The organism is Nocardia mangyaensis, from assembly GCF_001886715.1.
Lineage (GTDB): Bacteria > Actinomycetota > Actinomycetes > Mycobacteriales > Mycobacteriaceae > Nocardia > Nocardia mangyaensis.
In genome coordinates, this window is record NZ_CP018082.1 from 2,835,803 (window position 1) to 2,854,723 (window position 18,921).

The window sequence follows — 18,921 nt, forward strand, 5'->3', positions numbered from 1 at the left end:
TCCGGCCGCCAAGGGCGAGATCAGAAGAGGGTGTCGCGCACCCGCAGTGGCCGGTACCCGGTGGGGCCGAACTGCGCGAGTTCGCCCTCGATGTCGACTTCGATCGCGCCGAAGAACTTGATGTTGGCGGAAGTTCGCGGCGGGCGATCCAGGTGAAGTACCAGGTCAGCTGGCACACCGTCGATGAGGCAGCGGGATCGGCGTGGTCGACTGAGCGCAAGCGGTATCCGCGTCGAGAGTCGAAAGTCGACCAGTACGCGGCGATCATTGACGCGATCCTGTTGGCGGATCTGGATGCGCCACGCAAGCAGCGGCATACGGTCCGCCGGATTCACGCCCGGCTGATCGATGAGCGCAGCATGGCCGACGTCTCCTACGGGCGGCTCCGCGCCTACGTCGCGGAGCGCAAGCCGCAGATCGCTGTGGCATCGGTGTCAGCTCGGAACCGGCAGCGGTGACGAGGGCGAGCACACTGACCTCGCAAGCTCCGGCAATGGCACCGCAGCCGTGGACGTTGGCCGACCTCATTTACCATCCCTGCCGCGTGCTGGACAGCGAGGATCTCGCGCGTTTCGTGCTCGACCCCGCCGCTCGAGCCGAAACACCCCCGCAGGATTTGCCCGCGTGTTCGTGGTTCTCGATCCAGACGTCGCAGTCGGGGAGTTTCAACATCCGATTCGAACCGGCCAAAAACGACCTCACCGATCTCACACAGCGCAGGGTTCCGAATCCGTCCGAACAGGGCCCGCACCTGTTAGATCCTCAAGGATCAGGTGGTTGACGCAGCTCTCGCGCTCTTCGTCGAGCGCGGATACGACGCAGTCACCATGGAACAGGTTGCAGAGTCCGTCGGGATGTCGCGGCGCACGCTCCATCGATACTTCACATCAAAAGACAACATTCTCCTCGGCAAGTACGACGCACTGGGTGAGACCTTCGCCGACCTGCTCCGCGCGCGACCGCTTCACGAGCCGGTTTGGGAGTCGCTTCACCAGGTCTTCTCCTTTTCGGTCGACCAATCCGGAGATGAGGAACTGGCACGTCGCGATGCGGCACTTACGCGGATCATCGGCGCATCACCCGCTCTGTTTGCAGTTACCTCGAGCGAACACAACGAGCGCAGTGTCAACTCTCCGACGTTCTGCGGGAACGAGCAGGGCTGAGGGGTCAAGCGGGCGATCCTGACAACCTCACCTACGATGCAGTGGTGGCTGCTGCCCGCGCATGTCGCACGATTGCCCTCACAGCATCTACGGGCCGGAGAAACTGATTTCGGGCGCCGCTCGGGTCGCATCTGCGGTACCGGACCGAGGTCGCGATGGCCGCCCGCCCCGGACGCATACGGCATTACAAGGGTCAGGTATGCCGGATCGGTGACGAACGCACCCCGAGTCGTGGTCGATTATCGCAGCCTTACTTCGTGGCCGACCGGTCAGAGCAGGCCTTGCCCGCGGGCGTTGGCGATGAGCTGGGCTCGGTTGCGGGCGGCGAGTTTGTGCATCACGGTACGCAGGTAGGTCTTGACTGTGTTGATCGACAGGTTGAGCTCGGTGCCGATCTCGGGGTTGGTGTGCCCTGCCGCGACGAGCCGGAGGACGTCGTATTCGCGGGCGGTGACCGGCGCGGTGGACGAGGCTGGCGTTGCGGTGCGGAAGGCGCCGGTCCGGGCGACGCTGCGAATCGCGTCACGGATGGCTATGCCGCCAGCGTGTTTCACCAGGATGCCGCAGGCGCCAGCGGCCAATGTCGGCGCAACGGCGGCGTGTTCGGGGAACGCCGTGAACAGCAGGATGCGGCTGTCCGGGCTGACCCGCAGCACCTCGGGAACGACGTCGGCGGCGAGGCAGTCGGGGAGCCGCAGGTCGAGCAGCACAATGTCGGGTCGTTCTTCGTCGCAGACCGTGATGGCGTCCGCGCCGCTCCCGGCATGGCCGACGACGGCCATGTCCGGGTATCGCTGCAACTGGGCCGCGACCCCGTCGTGGACGACTGGATGGTCGTCCACGATCACGATCCGGGTCTGCGCGCGGGTCAGCATGGCAACCGTGCCCGCCAGATCGTGCCACCGTCCGGATCGGACACGACACGGACGGACCCACCCAGCCGGCCGAGTGCTTCGGCCGTGCTGGTGAGGCCGACCCCCGGCGCGTGGTCGGGGCCAAGGCCCACGCCGTCGTCGTGCACGGCGACCGTGAGCCAGGAACTGCTTCGCTGCACTGACACCGTGAGGGCACTGGCATGGGCGTGCTTCTCGACGTTCAAAAGGGCTTCGCGAACCGCGGTGATGAGTACGTCCGATCGGGACGGTGCGAGCTCGGGCGGTTCTTCATCGAGAATGACAAGTTCTGCGGGCCGCCCGGTGCGGTCGGTGAAGGCCGAGCAGTCGGCGCGCAGAGCGACACCGAGCGCGAGCGCGGCCGGCGACGAGCGCAGCGTGCGCAACGACTCACGCAGCGCCGTGCTCGCGTCCATTGCCTGCCTCTGCAGCCGCTCTAGCCGGACACGCAGTTCGGGGTCGGCATGGGCGGACTCGGCGAGATCGGCCACGCCGGAACCGATGCCGAACAGCAGCGCACCGACGCTGTCGTGCAGATCCGCCGCGAGCCGCCGTCGCTCCTCGTGCACCGCGATCTCCCGGCTCAGCCGGGCGCGTTCGGCGACCGAAACCGCCAGCGCGGCCTGAGCCGCGATCACCGAGGCGTGTTCGATGTCGCGGTCGCCGAACGTCCCGCCCTCACGCGGGGCGATGGCGAGGACACCGAGCGATTCCCCGTCGCGGAGCAGTGGGACGGCCAGCACTCGCCGCACCTTTTCGGTGGCGATGTGGCGGTCGAAGTCGTGGGTGATCTTCTGGCTGTCAAAGTAGTCGTCGACCCACTCGGCGCGCCCGGCCCGGAACACCTTGCCGGTCAGGCCCGTGTTCGGCGGCACCCGGAGCGCCCGAAGCACGCCGGTCCAGTCGCCGGTGACCTGTTCGAGCGTCAGCACGCCGTCCACGTCGGGACGGGCCGTCCAGGCGACATCCGAACCGACGGCGACCAGAGCCAGGGCGCGCCGCAGCACCTCGCCACGGTCCAGCGCCGCGAGCAGGTCCGCATATTGCTTCCCGAGATCGAGGAGGGGGTGCGCCCGCACTACCTCATCAAACACGCGCGCACCGGCATTTGTCACCATCGGATCGTCGTTCACCGGTACCTCCTCGTCATTCCGGCTCACTGCACCGCACGCGCTCGCACACCGGTACACCCGTTCGGGTGTACCGCGGCGTGTAGCCGGTCTGTCAGGATCTGGTCACTCGCATCGGTGCGAGGAACGAGGGAGGCTACCCAGTGCTTGACGTGACGATCGAACACGACGTGCCGGCCACCATGCGCGACGGTGTCATACTACGAGCTGACGTCTACCGGCCGACGACCGGCGGGCCGTGGCCTGTGCTGCTGACCAGGCTGCCCTACGGCAAGAACACGCCGATGATTGCCGCCATGCTGGGTGCGGTCGGGATCGCACGGCACGGTTTCCTCGTCGTTGTCCAGGACACCAGGGGCCGCTTCGCCTCGGACGGCGAGTGGGAGCCATGGACATTCGAGATGGAGGACGGCTACGACACGGTCCGCTGGGCCGCGGCGCTGCAGGGTTCGAACGGGTCCGTCGGGATGTTCGGCGCCAGCTACTTCGGCAACACTCAGTGGATGGCCGCGCTCGCCAAGCCGCCGGAGCTGAAAGCGATCTCGCCGAGGGTCACCTGGTCGGAACCCGAGGACGGTCTCTTCGCCCGCGGCGGCGCCGCAGAACTCGGCATCACCGTGCCCTGGTCGCTCATGCAGGGCGTCGATATCCTGCTCCGTCGGCACGCCAACGATCCGATGGCCCAGGGGCAGGCGCTCATGACGCTGATCGGTGACCTCGACGCGGTCGCGAACACCGCGTACTGGGAGCTGCCCGCCGGTCACCACCCCGTCTTCGAACGACACGGCATCCCCGAGCTCGGTTTCGAGCGATCCCGGCGCGAGCCGGAGTGGAGCGCGTCCTGCCGCGTCGCCGGACGGCAGGCGGAGGTCGACCTGCCGAGCCTGCACACCGGAGGCTGGTACGACATCTTCTGCCAAGGCACGCTCGACAACTTCACCGCGATGCGGGCGGCCGGACGCCCGGCGAAGCTGATCATGGGTCCGTGGTCCCACATCGGCACCATGGGCTACCTCGGCGACGTCAACTTCGGCACTGCCGCGAGTACGGAGCTGATGGGCTTCCGCGGCCGGCTCGCCGACCTCGAGCTCGGCTGGTTCCGCCAATGGCTCGCACCGGACGCCGATGACGACGCACCGCAACCCGAGCTGCCGCCGGTCCTACTGTTCGTCATGGGCATCAACCAATGGCGCGAGGAGCAGCAGTGGCCCCTTGTCCGCGCCGTCGACACCGACCTGTTCCTGCGCGCGGGTGACCGACTCGCCTTCGACGCCCCAGAAGTCGGGGAAGGAACCGGCGCTTTCACCTACGACCCCGCCGATCCGGTGCCGACCACCGGCGGCGCCTTGTTGATGTCGAACGAGTTTCTGCCCGGCCCCGTGGACCAAGCCCGGGTCGAAGCACGGCCCGACGTCCTCGTCTACACCAGCGACCCACTCGCTGAGAACCTTGAGGTTACCGGCCGCATCAAGGCCTACCTCACCGCGGCGACCGACGCACCGACGACCGACTGGGTCGTGCGCCTCTGCGACGTCGACACACAAGGCATCTCACGCAACATCGTCGACGGCATCGTGCGCGCGGTGGCGACCCCGGGCGAATTCACCGGACAGGTCATCGACCTGTGGTCGACTAGCTACGTATTCCGCGCCGGTCACCGCATCCGCGTGCACGTCACATCCAGCAACTTCCCGCGCTGGGACCGGAACCTGAACACCGGCGAGCCCATCGAGCAGGGAACACGCTCACGCCCAGCCCGGCAGGAAATCGCCCACCATGCCACCCAACCCTCCCGCATAGTGCTTCCCGTGATCCCGGCTCCCGCGGAGGGGCAGTAAGCATGAATGGCAGCCAACACACCCCTGCAGCGCCGGTGCGGTCGTCCTACGCCTCCGGTACCTGCGATGTGCCATTGCTCGGAGACACCATCGGCGACAACTTCGACCGCACGGTCGCCGCGCACCCGGACCGGGAGGCCCTGGTCGAGGTCCAGACAGGTCGGCGGTGGACCTATCTACAGATGCGTGAGGACGTCGATGTTCTCGCTCTGGGACTGTTGGAATCCGGCGTCGCCAAGGGTGAGCGGGTCGGTATATGGGCTCCGAACATGGCCGAGTGGACGCTGCTGCAATACGCGACGGCGAAAATCGGTGCCATCCTGGTCAACATCAATCCAAGCTACCGAATGCACGAACTCGAATACGTGCTGGAGCAGGCCGGGATCTCGGTACTGGTGTCGGCGCGAGAGTTCAAGACCTCGAACTATTCCGGGATGATCGAACAGGTCCGCGGGAACTGTTCTCGATTGCGTTCGGTGGTGCTGATCGGGACGGCCGAGTGGGACGGATTGCTGGAAGCCGGTCGACGCGGGGACGCGGCCCGGCTGGCGGAGGCGCAGGCCGCGCTGTCACCGGACGACCCGATCAATATTCAGTACACCTCCGGGACGACAGGGTTCCCCAAGGGAGCGACTCTATCGCACCACAACATCCTCAATAACGGATACTTCGTCGGTGCCATCTGCGGTTACACCCCGGAGGACCGGGTGTGCATCCCGGTGCCGTTCTACCACTGCTTCGGCATGGTGATGGGCAACCTGGCCTGCACCTCCCACGGCTGCACAATGGTCATCCCGGCGCCGGGCTTCGACCCCGAGGCGACCCTCGAGGCGGTGCAGCGGGAGCGGTGCACCTCGTTGTACGGAGTGCCGACGATGTTCATCGCCGAGCTCAACCACCGCGACTTCGCGGCATACGACCTGTCGAGCCTGCGCACTGGGATCATGGCCGGGTCGCCGTGCCCGGTCGAGGTGATGAAGCAAGTCGTATCCCTTATGGAGATGGAGCAGGTCACCATCTGCTATGGCATGACCGAGACCAGCCCCGTTTCGACCCAGACGCGCGTAGACGACTCCCTCGAACTGCGTGTTTCGACCGTCGGGCGGGTACACCCGCACTTGGAGATCAAACTGGTCGACCCGGTGACCGGCCTGACCGTCCCGAGAGGTGAGGCGGGCGAAATGTGCACCCGCGGGTACTCGGTGATGCTGGGCTACTGGAACGACGCCGAGAAGACCGGCGAGGTGATCGACGCCGCGCGGTGGATGCACACCGGCGACCTCGCGGTCATGGACGACGACGGGTACGTCAACATCACCGGCCGGATCAAGGACATGGTTATCCGGGGCGGGGAGAACATCTATCCCCGCGAGATCGAGGAGTTCCTCTACACCCACCCCGACATCGTCGACGCCCAGGTCATCGGGGTACCGGACGTCAAGTACGGCGAGGAACTCTGCGCGTGGGTCAAGCTGCGTGACGGCGCCGAAGAGGTGACGGCGGAGAGTCTCCGAGCCTTCGCCACCGGGAAACTCGCGCGCTACAAGATCCCGCGCTACGTCCTGGTCGTCGAAGACTTCCCGATGACCGTGACCGGCAAGGTCCGCAAGGTCGAAATGCGGGAGAAGTCCGTCCAGGCCCTCGACCTTCGTGATGCCGCTGCGGTCAGGAACGCGTGACATAAACCTCGACGCGACTAATTGCCGATGACCAGCGTTTTGGTGCTGGAGGAGGTTGGCGTACTGGTCGATACCCCTGCCGACATGGCCCCTACCACACCGTAGGGATTTGACTTCGCGGCTCGGCGTGGCGTGACCGACCGGATCGGCCGCCGCGCAACAGCGGAAATCTACTTCCACAACCAGCTGGCCTCCAAGCACTTGCGAGTAATCGGCGGTCGAGCGCCTTGACCACGGAGGCAAAAACCGTTGCCACACCCAGCAACCAGTACTGCCTGCTGAATCTTCTATGGCATTTGTCAAGCCGAAGTCACTGTGGTTTGGAGTTGCCGGAAGACAGCGCGGCAGACGTAGCGTTTGAGGTTGCGTCTGGTTTCTCGGGCTGATTTGCCTTGTGCGCGAATGCGTTCGGCGTAGGCACGGGTGTCGGGGTCGTAGCTCAGGCGAGTCCGGACGATGATGTCGAAAGCGCGGTTGAGTTGGCGATCACCGCCGCGGTTGAGCCGATGTCGGACTGTATTGCCCGACGAAGCTGGTTGTGGTGCGACCCCGGCCAGGCTGGCGAAGGCGGCCTCGGATCGGACGCGGCCATGATGGGAGTAGGCGCAGCAGATGATCGCCGCGGTGACCGGCCCGATGCCGGGGGTGTCTTGCAACCCTGGGGCGAGTTTGCTGACCAGTGAGTCGAGGCTGGCGTGGTTGGCCTTGAGCTGGGTGTCGTAGTCGGTGATCGGTCGCGCCAGCCGTCGCGCCTCGGCGCGTGCGACTTTGGTGACCTGATCACCCGAGGCCGCCCGCCAGCTAGCGATGACCGCGATGGTCGGATTGGTGATGGGTCGGCGGGCGTCGATGCCCAGATCGATGGCTCGTAGCAGTGCGGTGAGAGCGTTTCGGCTGGCGGTGCGTTGTTGGTCAAGCAAGCGCCTGGCGGCGAGCAGGATCCGCAACGCGGTGCGATCGCCAGCCGAACGTGGCACCGCAACTCGGGACCCGTCCCAACACGGATCTGGCAGCGGTCTCGGCATCGATTCGGTCGGTCTTGCCATCGACCGCTTGCTGCTTTCGTGATGGCGGCCGGACTTCACCGACGGCGATGCCGGCATCGATGAGCGTCGCGGTCGGGATCGCACCGTAGGACGAAGTGCCTTCCACAGCGGCGAAGACTTCGCCGCTGGTGCGGTTGCAGATCCAGGTCACTGCTCGTGCCAGACCTGCTGAATGTGTTGGGAATTCACGGCTGTCGATGACTGCTGCGGTGCGCGACTCGATGGCCACGAAGGTGTGAGTACGGGCGTGAGTGTCGACGCCGATGACGTATTCGTAGCGGTCTGCGATGCGGGGCATATGGCTGTTGTCCTCTCAGGTGCGTGCGGCGGTGGCGTCGGCCGGTCACTCGGAGGCAAATCTGTAACGGGTCACGCGGCGGGCGCGGACATTCTTCTGATCAGGCCATCCGGGCGGGCGGTCCGACGCCCGGCCCCTGCGCGGACAATTCATTTTCAAGACACCCGAGGGATCGGGGTCGTATCTACCCGGAGTCACGCGCAGTGGCCGGAGCGTCAGCCTGCCAGCCGATCTCGGATCGGCCAAGACCATTACAGACCTACCCGCTGGTCCTCGACCTGGCCGCTGACAAGATCCCTGTCACGGTGACCTGCCGGGTGCTCGGATTCTCCCGCAAGCTATCCATAAGGTGGGAGAGACATTGTGTCTCGCAGCGTGATGGGATGACGCGCACCTGATCAACGCCGCCTACGACATCCACGGCGACGACACAGCGTTCAGCTACCGATCCATCGCCGACGAGCTGCCCGCCCGGCGGCATCCGCGCCGGCGAAAACCGCGTCGCGAGATTGTGCTCGAAGCAGCGGGTCCCGGTTGACGCGGTGAGTGGGTACGGCGGGGTCAGGCCGGATAGCGATTCGACGCGGTGCGTTCAGTGATGCGCGCGAGCCGGAGAATATTCGCGACGGCGAAAGTTCATGCAGGACAGTCGGTGGCGGCGCCAAGATGGCACGATCGGGACCGCATGAGTTGTAGGGCGGAACGGATGGCGCAACCATCGACGGCTTCGCTGCATCCTTGCATGTGGCATTCTGGCTTCACGGACTTCGTGGGGAGAGGCTTGGCGACGGTGCGAAATCACTCCAGCCCTCCCGAAGACGAGCAAATGTGCCACATATCCCTGCCGCTGCCCCTCCCACTCGGGCAGACATCGTGCTTGTTGGTGATGATCAACCCGTCCGGACGGTTCGAGGACCCGAGTGTCCTCGACGACGGCTCTCTGAAATCGTGCCTTGATTTGCTCCGTGGCAGTTCGCGCTGTTCGCAGCCGCGCCGGTGCTCGACAGCGGTGTCGGGGCACTCGCTTCTGACAAGCGGTCGCGCGGTGTTCTCCGAAACCATGACGAACTTCGCGGCGGGCGTCTAGGATCGAACTAGCGAACGTTAGACAGGGCCCGTCGGGCTCGGCTCGCTGTCGATGCTTGCGCGAAACGCGTCCAGAAGCAAGGGAGCGCTGCCAGACGACCAGCGCCGTAGGGCGCAGATCATTGTCGAATCAATCGCCGGAGGCGGCAGCCCAAGGTTGTACACGACCTCGGGGAGTGCATTTCGCAGTCAGGCATCACCAATATTGAAAGAGGGCATCTTGTCGAGGATCTTGACCGCCGAGCAGACCGAGCTTCGCGCGAGGGTGAGGGCGTTCGCGCGTGAGGTTGTCGGACCCCGCCGGCTCGAGGCCTATGAGAACCCGCCGTTCTTGATGGAGATGAGTCGGTTGATGGGCGGGGAAGGGTTCTTCCGCACGATGGTGCCCAAGGCTCTGGGCGGGGCAGAGATGGGCACAATGGGAGGAGTTCTGGTTGTCGAGGAACTTGCCCGTGAGTGTCCAGCGATCGCCATCGCCGCGATGAACCAGATGCTTTTTCCCTTAAACATGGTCATGAACCCGGTGGTGATGGAGCGCTGGTTCGAGGACGCGGTCGCGGGGAGAATTTTCGCGGCAGCGGCATTCACTGATCCGGTCGGGATCGCCAACTACACCGAGCACCCCGAGATCGCCGAACGCGACGGCGACGACTACGTGCTCAACGGTGCGCGCTATTACGTAACACAGGGCACCTTCGCCGACATGCTCGGCGTCGGGGGCATTTTCGAGAACAACATGCACATGTTCTGGATCGACACCAGTCAGAGCGGGGTCAAAGTGACTCCGATGCCGAAGATGGGTGTGGGCGCACCATGGGGCTGTATCGAACTGACCGACGTCAGGGTGCCCGCTGAGCTCGTCGACGACCTGAGCTCCCTGGTCAAGGATCGGGAACTCGCCAATATTTCCGGTGCGGGCACGGCCTCGACGCACTTCATCACTGCGATGTCACTGGGGATTGCTGATGGCGTGTGGGAGAAGACCGAAGCGTTTCTGCGGCAGCGTACCGTCCGCGAGCGGCCGCTCGCATCGATGCAGGCGTTACAGCACAAGCTCGTCCGTATGAAGCAGAACATCGAGGCTGGCCGTTCGATGCTCTACGACGCGGCGCAGCTGGTTGATGCTGGTCAGGGTGACAGCATCATGGACCATCTTGTGAAGCCGTTTGTCTCCGAGATGGCGGCCGACGTGGCGCGTGAGTGCGCGACACTCCATGGCGGACGTGGCTACCTGCATTCGGCGGGAATCGAGGTGTATGTGCGTGATGCCATGGGTTGCTTGATCGCCGAGTGCACCTCCGAGATGCACTATTCCACAGTGGCGAGCATTATGGGGCTGCCGGGTGCTGAGCCGGGCGCGTTCTGAATCGCAGCGAGAGTCGTCGGCGAGCGCGGTACTTCAGCGTGTAGGTCCTCCGGGAACGGTCACCGTCTGCGCGGGCAGCGCGGCCAGGATCTCCTCGACCAGCCGCGCGCCCATGCGCGGTGCATGTCTGGTCGCGATCGTGGTGAGTTTGCGTCTGCCCGCCGCTCGGATTCCTTGCGGCCCGCCGCAGCGCGACAGGATTTCCAGGACAGCCGGACGCGAGATACGCGGTCCCAGAACGCGTTCGAGCGCTGGATGGATGCTGGTGAGCAGACTGCGGATGCGGTTGCTGGTGCGGGTCGCCTCGCCCGCGAGATCGTCGTCGAACCCGATCAGGACACCGAGTTCGGTGAGGGTCTCGTCGCCGGTGTCGACGCGGCGCAGTGTGTGCGGCATCGTGCGGGCGGCATCGGCGATGATGTAGGCGTCGCGGGCATCGGTTTTGGTTTGTCCTGGATAGAGATCGGCGATGCGGCGCATCGACAGGCCGGGCAGGTAGGCGACGTCGTGGCCGCAGGCGCGGGCGACGGTGACCGGCAGGGCGCCGATGGTGTTGGCTTCGTCGTTGGGCAGCGCCTTGTCGAACAACCGCTTGCCGGTCGTGTCGAGACCGACCGCGTGGTGTTCGCCTTTTCCAACGTCTATGCCGCAGAACACGGCATACGCCTGTGCCACTTCGCTCTTCCTCATCGCGTCGCAAATCCGGAACGGTCGCCGATCAAGCGTCAACGCCCGGCACCCACGTTACGAAGAGACCTACGATCAGCCCTGTCCCCATTAGCGGTCCGTCGACGCCACCAGAACCCGGCGACACCACCCCCCGGATCATGCGAAAGACAGGGGGAAGAAGTCATACCGGGCCTGGCGACCGTGGCCCCTTGTCAGGGGCCATGAAGAAGGTAACGGGGGTGCGTCGCCGGAAGCGCACTTTACGGCCGTCGCGCCAGATCGGAGCATGGTCGATTGTCATCGGTGTTGCGTTCGAAGTCGATGGAGGCCTGGGTATCGGCTCACTATCCGCTGGCGCCGGCACGCGGTCACGTTGCTCGCAGGGTCTGGCCTTGCGCTAAAACGCACTCCGTATCGCAAAACGGAGCCGGTGGCCTCCTGCGGAGGAGTCCGTGAGGACCTCCGGGTCTCGGCGGTCCTGTCCGCGCATCAGCGGCGCTTGTAGGAAACCGAGATGGGACAAGGTCTCCGATAGTCCGTTCGGCGCCTCGACGAGACGAGGTTCGGTGACACCCGCGATCCGCAGGATCTGCGCAATATCTGCCAGACGCCCACTCGTGGCTTGGTGGCCGACAGTGCTCGACAACTGCTCGACGTCGACACGGTCGGAGCAACGCCCGATGAGGACTAGAGCGCCGTCTTTGGCCAGGGTAGTGGTGAGAATTGAGTCGGCTTGTCCCGGTGGAAAGGGCAAGTGCGACGCCGAGTCTGATTCGAAACGGACAAGAACCAGCGCATCCGCCGCCGTGACCGAGCCCACCGACCGGTAGGTCACATAGTCGCAATCGGTGACTTCACTTTGAAATCCGATAGCCTCGACCATGCCGTAGGCCGTCTCACGTTCGGTGAGGAAGGTTTGGCGAACGTTCGACTCGATACTCCGTCGGTACGTCACCACGTCCTCGACTGACAGCCAATTCAAATCATGTATCGACGCGAATGCACATGACTCCCTCGAGTCGGCCATACCTGTGGGGTCGTTGACCGAGACTAGCGCCGCTAGCGCGCCGACCTCCGCCAACCCGGCTGCGCGCATCAGGTCGGCGGCGGCCTCGGCCGGTCTGCGGCGACCGAGTACACCGCTGCTGTGGACTCGTATCGGAATGACATGCCCCGGACGGGTAAAGCTTGTCGGACCGGAGGACGAGTCCGCGATTTGGCGGAAGGTCCGAGCGCGGTCTTCGGCAGAGATTCCTGTGGTGACACCTGTCGCGGCATCGACTGCGACTGTGAAGCGGTCCCCGGTAGGGTCGGGATCGTCGGCCACCGCCGGTAGTTGGACCCTTGCGCACACCTCATCGGTAACCGCAGCGCAAATGAAGCCGGATGTGTGGCGGACCATGAAGCTCACAGCCGACGTGGTGGCCTTCTCCGCAGCGACGATGAGGTATCCATCCGCAACCTCGCTGCCGTGGCTAATAAGGACGATGGTTTTGCCGTTGACCAGGTCGGCAACGGCCCGCTCGACTCGGCGAATGGATTCGCTCATGATGATCTCCGGTCTCTCGGGCTGTCACGTCCGGCATCGGGTGAAGTCGCTGGATTCACGGCGCGAGCGAAAGCGATGTCATCCGGCGACGCATGTGGGTCTGCCCGTTCCGGGCATATAGCTAGCGTACGCTATTAGCTGGTGTGCGCGCTAATGAATACTTTTCGGATGTCTTCTTAACGGGCGCATACAAACTGACGGGCACATGCGAGTGGTCGGGAAGAAGCAGTGACTCGATGCCACCACTGTCTTCGACCAAGCGAGCCAAGTCCAGAAGGGGAATACAGTCCTCGTCGGTGTTCATCGAGAAAATGCCGTTCTGCACGATACTTCTCCTTCATATTGCCTTCTCGGATGAAGGCAATGCCCGTCCCTGGCAATTGATTCAGCCACATTTCGGTCCGCGACTCCTGAAGGGATCGCGATGGCCACCCTCTCCGTGTGGATGGGTCGGCTAGTGGACTGCCCGGTTGAGGTGTTGCCTTCACCGCGCAGGCTGCCCTGGAGGGACTCACTGCCTCGGCGGCAGGTCGCTCATGTCGAGCGGCATGTGATGTCAGCCATAGGAGAGAAGCTACTGGCATCACCCATCAGCGTCAATAGCATGCGCTAGATAGGTTCGGTTTGAGATGGTGCTTCGCTGGCGAAGTCGGGGCGGACCGCTGCTGTCTTGTCTCTTGGTTGCCGTGCGCGGTCGGCCCCGAGCCGTCTTTACATGATGAACACTCTCGGCAGGATGTAGATCTTCGACATCGTGGGTGTGACGTCGCGCCCGGATTCTTGAATTCGCCGGCTTGGCGTCGGGCGGCTGGCGACGCCAGTGCCCGGTCTTGCGGCGGTCGACCAGGCTTGGACCGGTGTCGACGCTCTCTCCTCGCCCCGCACGTGCGGGTTGTCGGGGATGACGCGATCGACCTCGATCAATCCCGAGCGGTTGCAGTGCGCGAGCATCTTGGTGCATGGCCTCGAATGCCCCGGCGGCCTGCCAGTCTCGTAGCCGCCGCCAGCGGGCCATCCAGGACCTGAATCCCAGCTCCTGTGGCAGGTCTTCCCATCTGATGCCGGTGACCAGCACGGACAGGATCCTTTGCAAGGCAACCTGATCGTTCATTCGTGCTGGTTCCGGTGTTCCCGCCGTCTTGACCGGCAGTAGCGGTTCGATCACTGCCCACAGCTGGTCGTCCACGACCACGGCACCGCTACATCGAAAAGGTTTGCACTACAACAGAACTCGTCGCTACCCGAAAGAACCTATTATGAGCTCTTACGCCCCGGTAGGAACGCTGCCAGAACGATGCCCAGCAGCGCCGCTCCCGCCGCGATCAGGAACGAGATGCGAAAGCCTTCTAACGTTGGCACCTCGGTGCTTCCCACGCGCTGAGCCGTGCTTGCGAGGACGACACCCACGACGGCGCTGGACAGTGCCGTGCCGATGGCTCGCATCAGCGTGTTCAGCCCGTTGGCGGCGCCCGATGCCGAAGGGTCGACGGCGCCGAGGATGAGCGCGGGCATCGCCGAGTAGGCGGCGCCTACGCCGCTGCCCGCGAGAATGGCGACGAGCACGATCTGCCACACGGCGCCCAGCAGCGCCGTCCCCGCCAGATACCCGACGGCGAGCAGCACCAGGCCCGTCATCAGCGTGACTTTCGGCCCGCGTGCTGCCGAGAGCCGGGCGGCGAGCGGGGAGGCAATCATCATCGCGAGGCCCATGGATGCCGCGCAGACACCGGTGGAGATCATGGACATCCCCATCCCGTACCCGGTGGATTCGGGCAGCTGCAGCAACTGCGGCAAGACGAGTGTCACCGCGTAGAACGCGAGGCCGGTGGTGATCGCGGCCAGGTTGGTCAGCAGGACCTGGCGGCCCGACGCGGTGCGCAGGTTCAACAGCGGGTCTTTGACGCGCAGTTCGAAGCGGCCCCACAGTAGGAAGATCACCACGGTGGCGGCGAAGAGTCCCAGCGTGGTGGCGCTTCCCCAGCCCCAGTCGGCGCCCTTGGAGACAGGCAGCAGCAGGGCGACGAGTCCGAGCGTGAGCCCGGCCGCGCCGATCAGGTCGAAGCGGCCGGGGGTGCGCTGGGCGCTCTCGGGGACGACGGCGATGATCGCGGCCATGGCCACCGCGCCGAGGGCGGCGGCGCCGAAGAACAGCCAGTGCCAGTCGAGGTTCTGGGCGATGAGCGCGGCCAGCGGTATAGCCATCGCGCCGCCGACGCCGATAGAGCTGCTCATCAGCGCCATGGCCGATCCGTGCCGCTCGCGCGGCAATTCATCCCGAATGATGCCGATGCCGAGTGGGATGACGCCCAACGCGAAGCCCTGAACGGCGCGGCCCACGATCATGGGCACGAGGTCGGAGGTGAATCCGGAGATCAGCGAGCCCAGCACCATCAGCCCGAGGCTGACGAGGACGAGGCGGCGCTTGCCGTAGAGGTCGCCGAGCCGCCCCAAGACCGGAGTGGCGGCCGCGCTGGACAGCAGCGTCGCGGTGATCACCCAGGCGGCGTTGGACGGCGTGGTGTCCAGCAGTCGCGGGAGATCGGCGATGACGGGGACGAGCAGGGTCTGCATGACGGCGACGGCGATGCCGCTGAATGCGAGGACGGGGACGAGCCCTGCAGGAGATCCGGCGGCCGCAGTGGTCGCTATGGCCGACGCCGACACCGCGACATCTCTCTCGGGCGGCTCGTCGTCCCGGAAAGTGTCACGGTCGTTGGCCAGGAGGGCTTTGTTCATGTGGGGGTGCTCCGGGGGTGGTGCGAGGGGCGGGTCGCTGTGCGCTTTGCCGTTGTCGGCGGCGACGTTTGCTAGTTCGTCGAGCGAGCGTCATGGTCGGGGTGGGCCGCAGGAGATGGCTGGCGGCGCGGAACGCCTACGGATTCACGGTGTCGGACGGCAGGCAGTGCCGGACGCCGCGGTGGTGGCAGGAGTCGTGGTGGTCACGGCCGGGCCTGCTCGGAGACGCGCGGGTCGAGGCCGTACTGCTCATGGGCGCCGAGGTTCTCGCGCAGCGTGGGGCCTTCGTAGTCCTCGTGGAACAGCCCGCGTTCCTGCAGGATCGGGACGACCTGGTCGACGAAGGCGTCGAAGCCGTCGTGGAAGCCGTCGAGGGCGATCGAGAACCCGTCGCAGGCCTCCGCCTCGAACCATTCCTGCATGTGGTCGGCCACGTCGGTGGCGGTGCCGGCGATCACCGGGTGGTAGTCGATCACACCGTGGGCGAGCACGTCGCGCAGACTCCAGCCTTCCCGGGCCACTTCCAGGGCACGGGCGGAGCGCGGGTCGTGCGGGCTGGGCACGGCGGCGGCCAACTGCTGCGTGGTCAACGGCTCGTCGAGCTGGTCGGGGTCGAGCGGGAGGCCGATCATGGTGCCGAGGTAACGGACGCGCTGGCCCAGGTCGACGACCTCGTCGAGGAAGCGGCGCCGCTGCAGGGCGTCCGTGCGGGAGGAGGCGATGGTCGGCATGAAGCCGGCGAGCATCTTTACCTCGTCCGGGTCGCGACCGGCGCGCTTGGCGGCGTCCCGCAGAGCCTGTCGTTGTGCGCGGGCGTCGTCGATGGTGTATGGGTTGGCGTAGACCCCGCTGGCGTAACGGCCTGCGATCTCGAGGCCGTATTCGCCGCCGCCTGCCTGGAAGATGACCGGCTGGCCCTGCTCGGACGGGGGGATGGGCAGTGGGCCGCGAGAGGCGACGTGGCGGCCCTGCAGAGCTACCGGCCGGATCTTGTCCATGTCGGCGTACCGGTTGTTCTCGACGTCGAGCAGCAAAGCGTCCTTCTCCCAGCTACCCCACAACGCTTGCACGATCTGGATGACCTCGTGGGCGCGCTCGTACTTCTCCGCGCGCGGCGGGATCTGGCTGCCGAAGTTCGCCGCGGCGGCGGGGGTGGAGGTGGTCACCGCGTTCCAGCCGGCTCGTCCGTGGCTGATCACGTCCAGGGCCTTGAACTGGCGGGCGAGGTTGTAGGGCTCGGTGAAAGTCGTGGAGGCGGTGGTGACCAGGCCGATCCGCTCGGTCTCGCGGGCGAGGACGGTCAGCAGCAGCAGCGGCTCGATTGCCTGGCGCGGGGCGTGGTGGGTGAGGTCCATGTCCAGGACCGGGGTGTCGGCGATGAACAGCAGCTGGACTTTGCCGCGCTCGGCGGTCCGTGCGTAACGCACGAACTGGTCCATGTCGGTGTAGCTGTTGAGGTTCGCACCCGGCAGCCGCCAGGCCCCGGGCTCGGCCCCGTAACCGCCGCTGAACTGCATTCCCAGAACCATCTGTCGGCTTGTCATTATTGCTCCTCCAAGCGAGGCAAAGAAAAACGGAGGTAACCTCCGGTTGTCTTTAAAAATACGGAGGTCGCCTCCGGATTGTCAAGGGCGGGATTTGTGGCGGACAGATTACTGACCGTCGAGGACGGCGAGAGTGCTGTGCAGGACCACGCTCTGCTGGAGCGGGATGCGTGTCCTGCCGAACGCGTTCACCGGCGCCGCAGGGTCAGCCGTACGGAAGGAGATGCCGAACAGCAGCTTGAGATCCTCGGGAACATCCAGGACCGCGCGGACGGTGCCGGCATAGAGCCCGAGCATGGTCTGCGGAACGCCGGCGAACCCCCTCGACGCCAGCGAGAGCAAGAAGTTCTGCGCGTACATGCCGATATCACCGGCCGTCCGCATCCCGTCGCCCAAAGCGGGCATGAACAGGAGCGCGACGTGGGGAGCCCCGAAGAACTCCAGGTTTTCGCGGACCGCCACCTTCCTGCCTTCCCGGTCCGAGCGCTCGATTCCCAGGCTTCCGTAGTAGCGCGCGGCCAGGGCCTGCGCCCGCTCGGAGTAGATACCCTCGCCGTAGTCGGCGGTGAAATCCGGGGAGATGCGTCCATCCTCATCGGCCTGGAGCAGTTCCCTGGCCAGCGCGTTCCGTTCCACACCCGAGACGATGTGCACTGCCCACGGCTGGGTGCAGGACGCCTTTGTGGGAGCCGACTGGCTTGCGGATGCTCGCGGGCAGCGGCACGGCAAGGCTCCGGCGCAGAGCGGGGACTGCGCGCTGTTCGCGTTCGCTTTTTGGTGTTCGTGGATTGTTGGTGTACTGACACGGCGCCGAAATCGCCCTCATACCGTTTCGCACCCGGGGGCGGCGCGGGTCGGCGGTGGGCGGCGGGATTCATCTCCACGACGTTCTCCAGGATCGCTGTCGCCGGGCGGGGCACGGAGCGCTCCGGGACGTTGTCGCGGAGACACTTGCGCCGACACCGGAACTGCCGTCAGTCCCGGATTCCCGCCACTTCGACCTCGATGGCTTCGATCCGGCCCGTGGCATCCATGCCATTGACCAGACGCTCGGGGCTCGTATCCGAGATGAGCAGGTAGAGGGTCTTCATCTCCGGCCCGCCGAGGACCGCATCTACTGCGAAAGTGCCGCCGTCGGGATATGTCGCGGTGTCCGGGTCGATTCGGATGACGTCGGTGACCTCGCCTCCTTCGCGGATACGCCGAAATTCACCGATCCACGGGAAAGCTGCCCATACCGCACCCTCGCTGTCGATGCCGATGCCATCGATGGCCTCTGTATCCGGTGACCCGAACTCGGCGAACACGCGCTGGTCTGTCAGCGCACCGTTGTCGGTCACGGTGAATGCGGTGAGTCTGGTCCGTGGCGCTCGGAACGATTCCGCGACGACCAGGGTGCGCCCGTCGCCTGAGATAGCGATGCCGTTGGGGAATATGAGATCCTTGCCGCCCGTCTCGATCCGGCCATCGGGATGGCGGATGATCAAACCCACGCCGATGGGATCGGTTCCAAAAACGTAGCCCTGCGGACCGATATACGCGCGGCCCTCTCGGTCGACGGCCATATCATTGGGATTGAACGCGACCGACCCAAGGTCGGCGAGTTCCTCCAACCCCCTACTTCCCACCCGCAGCAACCGACCATCGTCAATGGAAACAACCATCGGTGCCCCATCGGGACCGAAGCCGAGACCCGAGGGACGCCCCGGCACATCGGCGACAACCTCGGGCAACTCCCCGGGGGATAGGCGATTGATCTTGCAGCGGGTCATGTCCGAGAACCACAGTGCCCCGCGGTGCCACCGGGCGCCCTCGAGGTAGCCGAGATCACCCTGCGCCACAATGCGGCGAGCATCAGCGGGCAGAACCCTTGGCGTATGACTCAAAATTCCTCCTTGATAGAACTGCGGTACCGGGCGCTGTC

The 18,921-nt window shown here is 65.3% G+C and carries 15 protein-coding genes and 4 pseudogenes; 7 read left to right on the forward strand and 12 right to left on the reverse strand.

Features of this window, described 5'->3' with window-relative positions; translation table 11 throughout:
* Positions 1 to 20: 20 nt before the first annotated feature.
* A pseudogene (locus BOX37_RS33920) lies at positions 21 to 221 on the reverse strand (hypothetical protein); the annotation flags it as partial.
* On the opposite strand from BOX37_RS33920, the gene BOX37_RS12925 reads away from it, so the two are divergent.
* From BOX37_RS12925 to BOX37_RS12935, 3 genes are read left to right on the forward strand one after another with little or no spacing between them, the layout of a single operon-like run.
* Complete coding sequence (locus BOX37_RS12925; RefSeq protein ID WP_071927866.1) at positions 153 to 458, forward strand: hypothetical protein; 306 nt, start codon at positions 153 to 155, stop codon at positions 456 to 458. The pseudogene BOX37_RS33920 and the gene BOX37_RS12925 sit on opposite strands and share 69 nt — an antisense overlap.
* A gap of 35 nt (positions 459 to 493) precedes the next feature.
* The gene (locus BOX37_RS12930) at positions 494 to 781 is read left to right on the forward strand and encodes a DUF3558 domain-containing protein (protein WP_071927867.1); all 288 of its coding nucleotides are present in this window, start codon (positions 494 to 496) and stop codon (positions 779 to 781) included.
* On the forward strand, positions 774 to 1,163 hold the full coding sequence (locus tag BOX37_RS12935; protein WP_071927868.1) for a TetR family transcriptional regulator: 390 nt from the start codon (positions 774 to 776) through the stop codon (positions 1,161 to 1,163). Before BOX37_RS12930 ends, BOX37_RS12935 begins: the two co-directional genes overlap by 8 nt.
* Positions 1,164 to 1,432: 269 nt before the next feature.
* On the opposite strand, the gene BOX37_RS12940 is transcribed toward BOX37_RS12935, so the two are convergent.
* Entirely contained in the window at positions 1,433 to 2,038 is a 606-nt protein-coding gene (locus tag BOX37_RS12940; protein ID WP_071927869.1) for a response regulator transcription factor, read from the reverse strand.
* Entirely contained in the window at positions 2,032 to 3,189 is a 1,158-nt protein-coding gene (locus tag BOX37_RS12945) for a GAF domain-containing sensor histidine kinase (RefSeq protein ID WP_206045816.1), read from the reverse strand. The genes BOX37_RS12940 and BOX37_RS12945 overlap by 7 nt, the downstream gene beginning before the upstream one ends.
* Before the next feature lie 149 nt (positions 3,190 to 3,338).
* On the opposite strand from BOX37_RS12945, the gene BOX37_RS12950 reads away from it, so the two are divergent.
* Positions 3,339 to 5,024 carry a CocE/NonD family hydrolase gene (locus BOX37_RS12950; protein ID WP_240505328.1) on the forward strand — a complete coding sequence of 562 codons (1,686 nt, stop codon included), beginning with the start codon at positions 3,339 to 3,341 and terminating at the stop codon, positions 5,022 to 5,024.
* A 2-nt stretch (positions 5,025 to 5,026) separates the two neighbouring features.
* Positions 5,027 to 6,703, forward strand: a complete 1,677-nt coding sequence (locus tag BOX37_RS12955) for an AMP-binding protein (protein WP_071927871.1) — start codon at positions 5,027 to 5,029, stop codon at positions 6,701 to 6,703.
* Positions 6,704 to 7,002: 299 nt separating this feature from the next.
* On the opposite strand, the pseudogene BOX37_RS12960 reads toward BOX37_RS12955, so the two are convergent.
* A pseudogene (locus tag BOX37_RS12960) lies at positions 7,003 to 8,047 on the reverse strand (IS110 family RNA-guided transposase).
* Between the two features lie 254 nt (positions 8,048 to 8,301).
* On the opposite strand from BOX37_RS12960, the pseudogene BOX37_RS33925 reads away from it, so the two are divergent.
* Both BOX37_RS33925 and BOX37_RS12975 read left to right on the forward strand, forming a co-directional pair.
* A pseudogene (locus BOX37_RS33925) lies at positions 8,302 to 8,577 on the forward strand (IS3 family transposase); the annotation flags it as partial.
* A gap of 788 nt (positions 8,578 to 9,365) precedes the next feature.
* Positions 9,366 to 10,499, forward strand: coding sequence for an acyl-CoA dehydrogenase family protein (locus BOX37_RS12975; protein WP_167659926.1), 1,134 nt, complete (start codon positions 9,366 to 9,368; stop codon positions 10,497 to 10,499).
* Positions 10,500 to 10,547: 48 nt separating this feature from the next.
* Here the strand turns inward: BOX37_RS12975 and BOX37_RS12980 are convergent.
* The 8 genes and pseudogenes from BOX37_RS12980 to BOX37_RS13010 form a co-directional block, all read right to left on the reverse strand.
* Positions 10,548 to 11,174 (reverse strand): annotated as a pseudogene (locus tag BOX37_RS12980) (IS110 family transposase); the annotation flags it as partial.
* Between the two features lie 391 nt (positions 11,175 to 11,565).
* On the reverse strand, positions 11,566 to 12,717 hold the full coding sequence (locus BOX37_RS12985; protein ID WP_071927874.1) for a 3,4-dihydroxy-2-butanone-4-phosphate synthase: 1,152 nt from the start codon (positions 12,715 to 12,717) through the stop codon (positions 11,566 to 11,568).
* Positions 12,718 to 12,838: 121 nt separating this feature from the next.
* Positions 12,839 to 13,042 (reverse strand): hypothetical protein, encoded by a 204-nt coding sequence (locus tag BOX37_RS33930; RefSeq protein WP_156910378.1) that lies wholly within the window; start codon positions 13,040 to 13,042, stop codon positions 12,839 to 12,841.
* A gap of 258 nt (positions 13,043 to 13,300) precedes the next feature.
* Complete coding sequence (locus tag BOX37_RS36095) at positions 13,301 to 13,909, reverse strand: transposase (RefSeq protein ID WP_071927875.1); 609 nt, start codon at positions 13,907 to 13,909, stop codon at positions 13,301 to 13,303.
* A gap of 62 nt (positions 13,910 to 13,971) precedes the next feature.
* On the reverse strand, positions 13,972 to 15,453 hold the full coding sequence (locus BOX37_RS12995) for an MFS transporter (protein WP_084759586.1): 1,482 nt from the start codon (positions 15,451 to 15,453) through the stop codon (positions 13,972 to 13,974).
* A 203-nt stretch (positions 15,454 to 15,656) separates the two neighbouring features.
* A complete protein-coding gene (locus BOX37_RS13000; protein ID WP_071927876.1) occupies positions 15,657 to 16,997 on the reverse strand; it encodes an NtaA/DmoA family FMN-dependent monooxygenase in 1,341 nt (446 codons plus the stop codon).
* 108 nt (positions 16,998 to 17,105) lie between these two features.
* Complete coding sequence (locus tag BOX37_RS13005; RefSeq protein WP_071927877.1) at positions 17,106 to 17,726, reverse strand: nitroreductase family protein; 621 nt, start codon at positions 17,724 to 17,726, stop codon at positions 17,106 to 17,108.
* A 245-nt stretch (positions 17,727 to 17,971) separates the two neighbouring features.
* A complete protein-coding gene (locus BOX37_RS13010; protein WP_084759588.1) occupies positions 17,972 to 18,838 on the reverse strand; it encodes an SMP-30/gluconolactonase/LRE family protein in 867 nt (288 codons plus the stop codon).
* Positions 18,839 to 18,921 lie beyond the last annotated feature (83 nt).

What these genes read in the sequence shown, in the direction of transcription:
- BOX37_RS12930 (WP_071927867.1), top strand. Translation starts at nt 494, where the DNA reads ATGGCACCGCAGCCGTGGACGTTGGCCGACCTCATTTACCATCCCTGC.
- BOX37_RS12940 (WP_071927869.1), bottom strand. Translation starts at nt 2,038, where the DNA reads ATGCTGACCCGCGCGCAGACCCGGATCGTGATCGTGGACGACCATCCA.
- BOX37_RS12955 (WP_071927871.1), top strand. Translation starts at nt 5,027, where the DNA reads ATGAATGGCAGCCAACACACCCCTGCAGCGCCGGTGCGGTCGTCCTAC.
- BOX37_RS12985 (WP_071927874.1), bottom strand. Translation starts at nt 12,717, where the DNA reads ATGAGCGAATCCATTCGCCGAGTCGAGCGGGCCGTTGCCGACCTGGTC.
- BOX37_RS12995 (WP_084759586.1), bottom strand. Translation starts at nt 15,453, where the DNA reads ATGAACAAAGCCCTCCTGGCCAACGACCGTGACACTTTCCGGGACGAC.
- BOX37_RS13000 (WP_071927876.1), bottom strand. Translation starts at nt 16,997, where the DNA reads ATGACAAGCCGACAGATGGTTCTGGGAATGCAGTTCAGCGGCGGTTAC.